The organism is Bacillus sp. AFS002410, from assembly GCF_002556365.1.
In the GTDB taxonomy this organism is placed as follows: Bacteria; Bacillota; Bacilli; order Bacillales; family Bacillaceae_G; genus Gottfriedia.
This window is the reverse complement of sequence record NZ_NUEU01000096.1, coordinates 17127-29141: the sequence shown is the minus strand read 5'-3', so window position 1 is coordinate 29141 and position 12015 is coordinate 17127. Positions and strand designations below refer to the sequence as shown.

Below are 12015 nucleotides of genomic sequence, written 5' to 3'. Positions count from 1 at the left end.
ATGGGAGATATGATGCAAAAAAATGAAGATCCTCGTATCACTAGGTCGAGAAACCTAATTATTGATGCATTTACTGAACTTATAAGTGAAAAGGATTTACAAAACATTTATGTAAAAGAAATAGCGAACCGTGCGAATATCAATAGAGCAACTTTTTACCGACACTTCGCAAATAAAGAAGAATTGTATAAATACTATAGAGTTTAGAATGTTACCTTTTTTCAGTAGGGTTAGCAAACTAGGAGGATTTTATGAATTATATTCATTCTTTGAAGAAAGAATTTAAGTTATTTTTAACGAACAAAACCTTGCTGATCATGTCTTCAATTATTCTATTAATTCCTTGCTTATATGCTGGTTTTTTAGTTTACAGCTATTTTGATCCTTACGGAAAAATTAAAAATGTTCCTTTAGCACTAGTTAATAATGACAATGGAACAAGTACAAATGGAAAAGAAATAAAAATCGGTGATGATTTAGCAAACGAATTAAAGAAAAGTAAAGATTTAAATATAACAGAAGTAAGTAGCAGGCAAGCAAAACAGGCTTTAAAAGATCATAAATACTATATTGAAATTGAAATACCTAGTAATTTTTCGGAAAATGCAATGAGTGCATTGAATGCAAACCCTAAAAAGGCTGAGCTAGTTTATATTGCTAATGAAGGTTATAACTTCACAGCTGCATCACTAGGTTCATCTGTTTTAGAAAAAGTAAAAGAAAAACTTGGGGATAATGTTACGAAGGCATATACAAAATCTTTATTAAATGCTCAAAAAGAACTAGGCAACGGTATGTCCAAGTTAGCTGATGGAAGTGTGAAAATCAAAGACGGATTGAACGGCGCAGAAGAAGGTTCGAAAAAATTATCATCGGGTTTAACTAAATTTGCTAATGGAACAACTCAGTTAAATCAAGGTATGAACAAAGTTGCGGTCGGTACAAGTACTGCTGCATCAGGTTCCACTAAGCTACTTGATGGAACTGAAAAGTTTAATCAAGGATTTGGAAAAATAGCGAGCAGTAGTAGTGAATTAACAAATAGTGCACAATCATTAAGCGATCAGTCTTTTGAATTAAAAAAAGGAATTGAACAATCATTAAATAGTACAAAAATTCTATCTAGTAAAGTGACGCAAGAAAATCAATCATTACAAGAAAAAAGTAATTTATTAAATCAAGAAGCAACTAGCTATGCTAATCAAATTAATCAGTTAAATCAACAAATTAGTACTAATAAGTCAAAATTAAATCAAAGCATGGAAGACTTAAAAAATTCAATCCAAAAAGATGATTTTAATAAACAAGAAGCGATTGATTTAATTAATTCATTTGAAGCACAATTAAACAATGACAATCAAGCAGTATCAACTAAAGATTTTACTAACAAAAAAGACTCATTAATTAATCAAATTCAAGCAATAAATAATGAACAGCAATCATTATCAGATGAACTTAATCAGTTAAAATCAGACCAAGAGCAGTTATTAGCGGGAGCCAATACTTTTGCAACCGGAGAAGGACAATTTGCAAATGGCATGAAAGCATTAAATCAAGGTATTTTAGCTGGTCAATCAGGTTCAGGAAAATTATTAGCAGGCTATCGATCACTTTCAAATGGTCTAAATCAATTAGCAAGTGGAAGCAATAAATTAAATGCTACTACTTCAAAGATTTCAGTAGGGGCAAACCAACTTAACGATGGTACAGCTAAATTGGCAAACGGATTAGGATTGCTAAATAATGGGGCAGGTCAGCTTTCGAATGGTTTAACAACAGTTGATAAAAAATTAAATGAACATCAAATCTCAGTAGATAAAGCAGCAAACGCGATTTCAAATCCAGTTGACCTTGATAATTTGTCAATCAATCATGTGAAAACATATGGTGATGGATTTGCACCATACGGTCTCACTTTAGGATTGTATGTAGGATTATTCTTATTTACATCAGTTTTCCCATTATTAGATCGGGGAACAGCAAGAACTGGTGTAAGCTGGTTTTTAGGTAAATTAACTGTTGTATTTTGTGTAGGTGTATTACAAGCAGTAATTGTAGATTTATTAATGTTATTAATTGGTGTTCATGTTGAACAAATGACTAAGTTCTTCTTACTTTCAATTTTAACAAGCTGTACTTTTGGTGCTCTATTCTTGTTCATCCAAACAGCATTTGGTCATTACGGAAGATTTATTTGTATGTTTTTCCTAATCCTACAACTAACATCTTCTGGAGGAACTTTCCCAATCGAGATGCTACCAAAATTCTTTAATCACGTACATTCATATATTCCCATGACCTATTCAATGCTAGGATTTAAGTCCGTAATAAGTATTAAAGACAATGACTTATATGTGACTTGTGTTGAAACATTACTGACATTCCTAATTATTGGGTTTATCTTATCAATTGGTTATTATGTCTATCGATTTAATAAAGAAACTAAACAAAGTGAGAACCGTACGAAAGTTCATGCAGTATGAGGTTAGAGTTTAGGATAATGCGTTAATAAAAATGGCTGTCTCTTAAAGTCGATGTACTTTTTGAGACAGTTCTTTTTTGTTTCTGATTGTTAATCATCAAAAATACGAACACCTTATGTCTTTTGTTTATAAAGCTGTGAACTTTGTTCATAAAGTAGTGACTTTTGTGCATAAAATCAGAAGTTTTGTTCATAAAGCACTGGTTTTTGTTCATAAAGTGGGGTTACTACTGTTTGTCAGTTGATCTAAAGCAGTTTCAATACAGCACAAGCACGAACATTTTGTGAACACCGTTGATAAAGTTGTGAACTCCGTTGATAGATTGCTGAAACCCGTTGATATATCACTGAAACCCGTTGATATATTGTTAAAACCCGTTGATATATCGTTAAAACTCGTTGATAGATCACTTAAACTTGCCCATACACCAGCAAATTTAAATGATCTACACATATTTTACCTTCAAACATGTTTATGCTAATAATATTTCATGCAAATATGAAAAACCCGCCAGGAATTCGTAAGTCCTAGCGGGTTTTCATTGTTTTTATGAATCAAATAGATTGGCTTTCTGATATTAATTTCTTAGTACAATACTCAATAATCTCTCTTCGTTTAACCATGCCGATAAAAACTTCATTATCGTCGATCACTGGAATGAAGTTCTGATTAATGGCTCTTGAAAATAAATCCTCTATTTGTGCGTTTATTGAAACAGGAGCATAGATGTTGTGTAAGGATAGTTCATTTAAGTTTATTTCATGAGTATTTGTAAATGATAAACCTTCTGTGTTCTTTAGCTTCCACAATAAATCACCTTCGTTAAGTGTGCCAACATATTTCCCATTATCATCTACTAATGGTATAGCCGTATAACGATGGTGTTCCATTTTTTCAAGTGCTTGACGCATTGTTGAATTGATATTCATATAAACAAGTTCATTCTTTGGGGTAAAGAAAAACGCGATATTCATTTTTCATACTCCTTATTCTGTAATTTATTAGTTTTTGTTTTTGTCTTCTAATATTTTACCAATATTTTGATCCATTACAAAAACTTCAATTCGTTCACCAGTATTTGTACTAGTATCACTATGGCTTGATAATACCTTAAATCCGGTATGTTTTTCAACGATTTCTTCATATTCTTTACTGTACATTTCCCTAAGTACTTGTCGCATTTTTTTAACAAGACCTTTTCCAGTATGATGAGAAACTAAATGTTTCTCTTCCGTTGTTAAAACTCCTTTGAATCGAAGGATAATCATATCTTCAACTATATAAGTCTTTGCTTCTTGAGGACCTCTGCCAATAAGTTCTCTTTGGAACTTTATAAATGCCTCACTTAATTCTATTTCAAGTTTTTTTTTCGATGTGATCATTAATATCTCTCCCATAACGTTAATTAAAACAAAAAAATAGCTACAAGAAGAGCAATCTCCTCGAAGCTATTTATTTCAATGGAAAGTATATTGAAATATTAATAACTCGATTAAGTTTTGCTCTCTTCAAACGCTGGCGAGGTTAGCTGACGGATTCGGACTTGAAAAGTAGCCCTACCTATATTGGATTCACCCCATGTGCACTGCACGAATGGTTCCCCCGCTCGAAAATTTACGATTTAGCGATTAGCAGATTTATATTGTTGATATGTTTATAATAACGAGATAAATAAAATTGTAAAGGGGGAAAATTTAACTAAAAATTTTTTTCGTGAAAAAAACTCTTTACATGTAAAAATCATCGCCGTATAATCAAGTCAACAAAATAAATATCGGCTTAATTACGAATCATCGTAAACGGAGGAACCAATTTTTTGGGGTTAATTCTACATGAATGTAGAAGGGATGAGATACTCTTTCGCCATCCTACCCGACAGCTAACTTCGTAGGCTAAAGCGAGGGAGGTCAGTAGACCGCCTAATTTGAGCGGGTTTTTTTAATGCAATTTTTATTGCAGTAATTTTACCTGGGCAAATAAATGAGTGGGTCTTTTTATTTTGTTATAAAATGGAAAATTTTGGATATTGCATAGAAAAGATTAGGGAGACAGAACACAAAGAGAGCATAGTGCTAGCTGGGTGTTAAGTAGACCAATGAATACTTTTCTTCCAATTTCAATTAACTAAAACTTTTTTAGGTATAAACATGATTGGTTTTAAAATGTTTAAGCCTTATTTAAATTAGTTAATTTGTTGGAGGATTAGTATCCATTGGTCTTTTTTATTGCTTAGAAAACAAAATGGAAAACATTGTAACAAAAAATTTTTGCGAAAAAAGAAAGGAGAATTGCAATGATTAATGATCTAACAATGGTAGGCTTACTAGCTATCGTTTTTGCAATTTTTTGGGGTTTTACAATATTTTGCGAAAAGGCGTAAGGGGGAACTAACAAATGCTTATTCCAGCGATTATTGGAATTGTACTTATTTTATATTTAATTTTTGTACTTATTAAACCAGAGAAATTTTAGTTGATCAGTGGGAGGAATTTTTAAATGTCCATGGGAATTTTACAGGTAGTTGTTACATTGCTAATTATTATTTTATTAGTAAAACCAGTAGGTAGCTACCTTGTTAAAGTATATGACAGTGAGAAAACAGGGTTAGATCGCTTTTTTGGACCTTTTGAACGATTAATTTATCGATTAATTGGAGTTCGAGAAGATGAGAAAATGGGTTGGAAAAAATATGTTTTAGCGTTATTGCTAAGCAATTTTGTAATGTTAATCGTTTTATACGGAATTTTTAGATTTCAAAAATATTTGCCTTTAAATCCAGATCATATAGGTAATATGCCATCAGCTTTGGCATTTAATACAGCAACTTCTTTCATTACAAATACGAATTGGCAAGCTTATAGTGGAGAAAATTCACTATCGTATTTTTCACAAATGATGGGGATTACGTTTCCAATGTTTACTTCTGCGGCAACTGGATTTGCTGTTGCGATCGCATTTATTAGGGGATTAGTAGGACGACAAGATAATCTAGGAAACTTTTATGTTGATTTAGTTCGTACAATCACTCGTATACTGTTACCTCTTTCGTTTATTGTTGCTTTATTTTTAGTATTCCAAGGGGTACCACAAACTTTAAAAGGTGCTGTTGATGCGACAACAATTGAAGGGGTTAAACAAATAATTACTAGGGGACCAGTAGCGGCACTTGAATCAATTAAACATATTGGTACAAACGGCGGTGGATTTTTTGGTACAAATGCAGCCCATCCTTTTGAAAACCCAACACCATTAACAAACTTAGTTCACATTGTTTGTATGATGCTTTTACCAACTTCATTGGTTTATGCATTTGGTGTGATGGTTAAAAACAAAAGACAAGGTTGGACAGTTTTTGCTGCAATGGGGATATTGTTTATTGCGCTTTTAACGACTGTATTTGTTGCAGAGTATAATGGTACTCCTGCTTTACACGCACTTGGCATTCATGGAAATATGGAAGGAAAAGAAGTTCGTTTTGGGATATCTGAATCAGCGTTATTCACGGCAGTTACTACTGCAGCAACGACCGGATCGGTCAACAATATGCATGATTCATTAACACCGATTGGTGGAATGGTTCCACTTGCAGAAATGATGTTAAATAATGTTTTCGGTGGTAAGGGTGTTGGTTTATTAAACGGATTATTATATGTCATCTTAACAGTCTTTATTTGCGGGCTAATGGTTGGTAGAACACCAGAATTTTTAGGAAAGAAAATTGAAGCGAAAGAAATTAAATTATCTTCAATCGCGATTTTAACCCATCCATTAATTATTTTAGTTCCTACTGCTTTAGCTTTGGCATTAAAAGGACCAGTTTCTTCTATATTAAATCCAGGATTCCATGGTATGACAGAAGTATTGTACGCCATTACTTCTGGAGCAGCGAATAATGGATCAGCATTCGGTGGATTAACAGCTAATACTGATTTTTATAATATTGTCATCGGATTAGTTATGTTATTTGGTCGATATATTTCAATTATTGCTATGTTAGCAATTGCTGGATCATTTTCTACAAAGAAAATTGTTGCAGCATCGTCTGGAACATTCCGAACAGATACGCCATTATTTACAGTTATTTTAATTGCGATTATTTTAATCGTCTGTGCATTAACATTTTTCCCAGTACTTGCACTAGGACCAATCGCTGAACATTTAGGAATGTTTAAATAGTAGCAATAAAATAGAATGAGGAGATTGATCATATGGCAATTGAAAATAAACCTATTTCAAAAGAAATTAAAATACAAGCAATAGTCGATTCATTTAAAAAGCTGAATCCTCTAGTTATGATAAAGAATCCAGTTATGTTTATAGTAGAGGTCGGTACGTTTATTACGTTAATTCTATCCATTAAACCAGATATATTTGGCTTTGATACAGTCGGAAGAACATACAATATAGCCGTATTTTTTATCTTATTATTTACCGTACTTTTCGCAAATTTTGCAGAAGCACTTGCAGAAGGACGCGGCAAAGCGCAAGCAGATACTTTAAGAAAAACAAAATCAGAAACAAGTGCGAAGTTAAGACAGAAAGACGGATCTTATAAAGAAGTACCATCAACTTCTTTAAGAAAAGGAGATATCGTTCGAGTTGATACTGGAGAGATTATTCCATCTGATGGGGAGATTATCGAGGGATTAGCTTCAATTGATGAATCAGCAATTACAGGTGAATCAGCACCAGTTATTAAAGAAGCCGGGGGGGATTTTTCATCTGTAACGGGTGGTACTAGAGTAGTATCAGATTATATAATTGTTAAAATTTTAACTGATCCAGGTGAATCATTTATTGATCGTATGATTTCATTAGTTGAAGGTGCAGCTCGTCAAAAAACTCCGAATGAAGTTGCATTAACGACTTTATTAGCTGTGTTAACTTTAGTGTTCTTAATCGTCATTATGACACTTGTGCCAATTGCGAAATATTTAAATGTCTCAATTGACGTCGCAACATTGATTGCCTTACTTGTTTGTTTAATACCGACTACAATTGGTGGATTACTTTCTGCGATCGGAATTGCAGGGATGAACCGAGTCACACAATTTAATGTTTTAGCTATGTCTGGTAAAGCTGTTGAAGCAGCCGGAGATATTGATACGATGATTTTAGATAAAACTGGAACAATAACATTTGGGAACAGAATGGCGAGTGAATTCATTCCTGTTGGAAGTAAAACTGAAAAAGAAGTAACTTTCGCTTCATTAAAATCTTCTGTTAAAGATGAAACACCAGAAGGACGTTCAGTAGTTGAGTTGGCAAATAAAAATGGCCTTAGTTGGGATGAAAATGAATATAAGGATGCAGAGATTATTGAATTTACTGCTGAAACTAGAATGTCAGGTTTAAATTTAAAAGATGGAACTGAGATTCGAAAAGGAGCAGTGGATGCAGTTAAACAATATGTAACTGCTAAAGGGGGCAATATCCCGAACGAGCTTGATGAAAAAGCAAATGTCGTTGCAAAAGCAGGGGGAACACCACTTGCTGTTGCAATCAATGAACAAATTTACGGCGTTATTTATTTAAAAGATACAGTAAAACCAGGATTGAAAGAGCGTTTTGAAGAATTAAGGGCAATGGGAATTAAAACGGTTATGTGTACTGGGGATAATCCTTTAACAGCAGCAACAATTGCAAGAGAAGCAGGTGTTGACGAATTTATAGCAGAAGCTAAACCTGAAGATAAAATTGCTGCTATTAAAAAAGAACAAAATGAAGGTAAGCTAGTTGCAATGACTGGGGACGGAACAAATGATGCCCCAGCTCTAGCTCAAGCAGATGTTGGTTTAGCGATGAATTCAGGAACAATGGCTGCAAAAGAAGCGGCTAATATGATCGATTTGGACTCTGATCCTACTAAACTATTATCAGTAATTGCGATCGGTAAGCAGTTATTAATTACGCGTGGTTCGTTAACAACATTTTCAATAGCAAATGATATAGCGAAATATTTCGCTATCATCCCTGCTCTATTTATTATGGCGATCCCGCAATTAGACTATCTAAATATTATGGGATTAAATTCACCAAAATCAGCAATCCTATCAGCATTAATTTTTAATGCAATCATTATTCCTCTCCTCATTCCTGTTGCGATGAAGGGTGCGAAGTATAAACCAATGGATGCAAATAAACTATTAACTAAAAACCTATTAATCTATGGACTTGGTGGAGTTATTGCGCCATTCATTGGGATTAAAATTATCGATATGCTTGTATCTACATTGCATTTTGTTTAAGAATTGGAAATGGAGGACTTAATGTGAAATCGTTTATGATTGCGATCAGAGCATCTATTATATTGTTATTAATTTGCGGATTTATTTATCCGTTAGCTACAACTGGAGTTGCGCAAGTTATTTTTCCGAAACAAGCTAATGGTAGTTTAATAGAAACAAATGGGAAAGTTACCGGATCTAAACTTTTAGCTCAAGAATTTAAAGGACCTGAATGGTTCCATTCAAGAGCATCTGCTGCTAGATACAATCCTACTGCTTCAGCCGCAACAAATGCAGCAGTAGCGTCAAAAGAATATATTAAGGCAACAAAAAATAAAATAAATGAGTTGAAAAAAGATAATAATGATTTAGGCAATACAATACCAGCGGATTTAGTTACTACATCTGGATCGGGTTTTGACCCAGATTTATCACCTGAAGCAGTAAAGGCTCAAGTACCTAGGGTTGCAAAGGCGACGGGGTTATCTGAGGATCAATTAATCACTTTAATAAATAAGCATACAAAAGCGCGTCAAATTGGAATATTTGGTGAGCCACGTGTGAATATATTGGAATTAAACTTAGATTTAGAGAAATTGAGATAAGGGGATTATGAGTAAGTAACTCATAAGTGATTCATGAGTAATAAAAACAGCATCAATATGAAAATATGTAACTCATAGAGGGTTCATGAGTAAGTAAAAGAGCAAAAAAATGAAAAAAAGTTACTCATAAAGGGTTCATGAGTAAGTAAAAATGCAAAAAAATGAAAAAGCCTTACTCATATAAGACTGTAGTGAAAAGCAGCACTGCATTTTCAACAGCCTGCAAGGGGAGATTTATTCTCTCCTTTTTTATATAAAGAAGGGAGGGGATATCTTGAGTGACAGACAATTTCGGAGGAAAACACCTGAAGAATTACTCGAATCTATTCAGAAAATCAAAAAAGGTCGATTAAAAATCATTTTAGGTACTGTAAGTGGATCCGGTAAGACATACCACATGCTCCAAGAAGGTAATGTTTTAAAAGAACGTGGAATTGATGCTGTCATCGGATTAATTAGTGAGAGAAACCGCCAAAACACGATTGATCAAATTGGCTGTTTGGATAAAGTCTCTACCATTATTTGGGATGACGGAGGAACGATTAAACAAGACCTTGATTTGGAGGCGATTCTTGCCAGAAATCCTGAAGTTGTTCTTATTGATTCACTTGCTCATCAAAATCGACCAGGTGCAATGTTTCAAACACGTTTAGAAGATATACACTATTTAATCTCTAAAAATATAAGTGTTATTACAACGATGAATATATATGAAATAAAAGAAGTTTATGATGAAGCTGCCAAATTGACGGATGGAAAAGTAGAAGGGAGTTTTTTCGTTCCAGAAGAAACTTTAGCATTAGCAAATGAGGTGAAGTTATTAGATGTTTCACCAGAAGTTATTTTACAGAGATCAAAAGAAGATTTTTACAATAACGATGAAAGCCAAAAACGGAATCAGATATTCCATAAAAGTAACTTAGCAGTGCTTCGAGAGCTTGCACTTCGTTTCATAGCTAGTGAAGTGAATGATGAACTTGATGAATATCGAGAAAAACACGGTATAGTAGGGCCTTCAGGAGCCTCGGAGAAAATTTTAGTTACAGTTCAATATCATTGGAATGGTTCTATTTTAGTCCGAAGAGGTCAGCAAATTTCGAAAAGATTGGGTGGAGACTTACAAGTAGTATGTTTTCAACCAACTAATAAAAAATTTACTAATGATGAATTAACATTTAAACGTTCGATTATAAAGCTTGTTGAAAAGGTCGGAGGTAAATTTGAAGAATTACCATTAAATAATTCAATTGCGAGTGAAATTGTTGACTATTCAATTCGTAACAACATGACAAGTATTGTATTAGGGCAATCAAAGAGAACACGTTGGGAAGAGATTGTGAATGGTTCGATCGTAAATAAAATTTTAAGAAAATCGAAAAACATTGATGTGTTTATTGTTGCTGATCGAGCAGAAAAAGCTGGTGAAAGAGTTATTCCTACAATGCAAATAAATAAAGAAACAATGGATCCGTATCGTCGTTTAAGTCCGAAAGAGCTTGAAAACGAAATTTATAAAATTAAACGAGGTACCTTAAAAGTTTATATTGGAGCTGCTCCTGGTGTTGGAAAAACATATACGATGTTAAGAGAAGGTAATGAGTTAAAGAAAAAAGGAATCGATATTATTATAGGGCTACTTGAAACTCATGGTAGGAAAGAAACATTAGAAAAAGTAGGAGATTTAGATATTATTCCGAGAAAAGTAATCCCATATAAAGGAACTAAACTAGAAGAAATGGATACTGAGGCAATTATTCAAAGAAATCCAGAAGTAGTGTTAATAGATGAATTAGCACATACGAATGTTCCAAAGAGTAAGTTTACTAAGAGATATATGGATGTTGAAGAAATTCTCGAAGCCGGAATATCAGTTATTTCTACTATGAATATTCAACATATTGAAAGTTTAAATGATAGTGTCGAACAAATTACGGGCGTTAGAGTTAGAGAAACAGTACCTGACAATGTTCTAAGGGATGCTACTGAAATTGAATTAATTGATATTTCTCCCAAAGCACTAAGGGAAAGAATGAGAGAAGGGAGAATTTATGCGCAGGTAAAAATTGAACAATCACTAAATAACTTTTTTAAAACGGGAAATTTAATTGCTCTGAGGGAATTAGCACTAAGAGAAGTAGCAGACGATGTAGATGAACGACTTGAAGCATGGGAAAGAGATTTAACACTTAGAGGACCATGGAGACAAGCGGAAATCATTTTTGTTTGTGTAAATTTAAAATCAAATAGTGAAAGACTAATAAGAAGAGGATTTCGATTAGCGTATCGATTAAAAGCTAAATTTTATGTAGCCTATGTTAAAGAACATGATAAATTATCTGAAGAAGAACAGCTTTCATTAAAAAAGATAAAAGAGTTAACAGAACGTTTAGGTGGTTCATTTGAATTATATGAGACAACTGACCGACGGCATGTATTTATCGAATTAGTCAAAAACATCATTGACAAAAAGACTACTCATGTCATTATCGGACAGTCAGCTCGTACTAGATGGAAAGAAATAAAAACGGGATCAATTGTTCAAAAACTGTTAAGGGAGTTACGGCATTTAGATGTTTTAGTAGTAGCTGATCAAAGCTTAAAATGATGTTTTTATTTTGTGTAGCATGAAATGATTGAATTTCATGCTTTTTTGTTGTTTTAAAATTAATGTCACCATAATTCATAAAATTATTATTAAAA

General features: G+C 33.3%; 9 protein-coding genes and 2 riboswitches. Of the genes, 7 read left to right on the top strand and 2 right to left on the bottom strand.

Annotation, left to right across the window (positions count from 1 at the left end; translation table 11 throughout):
* The first annotated feature begins 9 nt into the window (after positions 1-9).
* Together CN692_RS23060 and CN692_RS23055 are read left to right on the top strand one after the other, a co-directional pair.
* Positions 10-207: a TetR/AcrR family transcriptional regulator gene (locus CN692_RS23060; RefSeq protein ID WP_179874530.1), complete on the top strand. Its 198-nt coding sequence runs from the start codon at positions 10-12 to the stop codon at positions 205-207.
* A 44-nt stretch (positions 208-251) separates the two neighbouring features.
* Positions 252-2483, top strand: a complete 2232-nt coding sequence (locus CN692_RS23055) for a YhgE/Pip domain-containing protein (protein ID WP_098121464.1) — start codon at positions 252-254, stop codon at positions 2481-2483.
* A 554-nt stretch (positions 2484-3037) separates the two neighbouring features.
* Here the strand turns inward: CN692_RS23055 and CN692_RS23050 are convergent.
* Both CN692_RS23050 and CN692_RS23045 read right to left on the bottom strand, forming a co-directional pair.
* A complete protein-coding gene (locus tag CN692_RS23050; protein WP_098121463.1) occupies positions 3038-3457 on the bottom strand; it encodes a CBS domain-containing protein in 420 nt (139 codons plus the stop codon).
* Positions 3458-3484: 27 nt separating this feature from the next.
* Positions 3485-3865: a DUF2294 domain-containing protein gene (locus CN692_RS23045; protein ID WP_098121462.1), complete on the bottom strand. Its 381-nt coding sequence runs from the start codon at positions 3863-3865 to the stop codon at positions 3485-3487.
* Between the two features lie 115 nt (positions 3866-3980).
* Positions 3981-4120: riboswitch (cyclic di-AMP (ydaO/yuaA leader) on the bottom strand.
* Between the two features lie 129 nt (positions 4121-4249).
* Positions 4250-4392, top strand: a riboswitch (cyclic di-AMP (ydaO/yuaA leader).
* A 485-nt stretch (positions 4393-4877) separates the two neighbouring features.
* Here CN692_RS23045 and CN692_RS27280 point away from each other — a divergent pair.
* The 5 genes from CN692_RS27280 (at position 4878) to CN692_RS27090 (ending at position 11920) form a co-directional block, all read left to right on the top strand.
* Positions 4878-4955, top strand: a complete 78-nt coding sequence (locus CN692_RS27280) for a potassium-transporting ATPase subunit F (protein WP_098121507.1) — start codon at positions 4878-4880, stop codon at positions 4953-4955.
* 30 nt (positions 4956-4985) lie between these two features.
* Positions 4986-6659 carry a potassium-transporting ATPase subunit KdpA gene (gene kdpA / locus CN692_RS23035; RefSeq protein ID WP_098121506.1) on the top strand — a complete coding sequence of 558 codons (1674 nt, stop codon included), beginning with the start codon at positions 4986-4988 and terminating at the stop codon, positions 6657-6659.
* A gap of 32 nt (positions 6660-6691) precedes the next feature.
* Positions 6692-8731: a potassium-transporting ATPase subunit KdpB gene (gene kdpB, locus CN692_RS23030; protein WP_098121461.1), complete on the top strand. Its 2040-nt coding sequence runs from the start codon at positions 6692-6694 to the stop codon at positions 8729-8731.
* Between the two features lie 23 nt (positions 8732-8754).
* Positions 8755-9315, top strand: coding sequence for a potassium-transporting ATPase subunit KdpC (kdpC, locus tag CN692_RS23025; protein ID WP_179874529.1), 561 nt, complete (start codon positions 8755-8757; stop codon positions 9313-9315).
* Between the two features lie 274 nt (positions 9316-9589).
* Positions 9590-11920 (top strand): histidine kinase, encoded by a 2331-nt coding sequence (locus CN692_RS27090; RefSeq protein ID WP_098121460.1) that lies wholly within the window; start codon positions 9590-9592, stop codon positions 11918-11920.
* The last annotated feature ends 95 nt before the right edge of the window (positions 11921-12015 follow it).

Excerpts from the sequence above, each read along its gene's own strand:
- CN692_RS23050 (WP_098121463.1), bottom strand. The coding sequence starts at position 3,457 with ATGAATATCGCGTTTTTCTTTACCCCAAAGAATGAACTTGTTTATATG.
- CN692_RS23060 (WP_179874530.1), top strand. The coding sequence starts at position 10 with ATGATGCAAAAAAATGAAGATCCTCGTATCACTAGGTCGAGAAACCTA.
- kdpB (WP_098121461.1), top strand. The coding sequence starts at position 6,692 with ATGGCAATTGAAAATAAACCTATTTCAAAAGAAATTAAAATACAAGCA.
- kdpA (WP_098121506.1), top strand. The coding sequence starts at position 4,986 with ATGGGAATTTTACAGGTAGTTGTTACATTGCTAATTATTATTTTATTA.
- CN692_RS27280 (WP_098121507.1), top strand. The coding sequence starts at position 4,878 with ATGCTTATTCCAGCGATTATTGGAATTGTACTTATTTTATATTTAATT.
- CN692_RS23055 (WP_098121464.1), top strand. The coding sequence starts at position 252 with ATGAATTATATTCATTCTTTGAAGAAAGAATTTAAGTTATTTTTAACG.
- CN692_RS23045 (WP_098121462.1), bottom strand. The coding sequence starts at position 3,865 with ATGATCACATCGAAAAAAAAACTTGAAATAGAATTAAGTGAGGCATTT.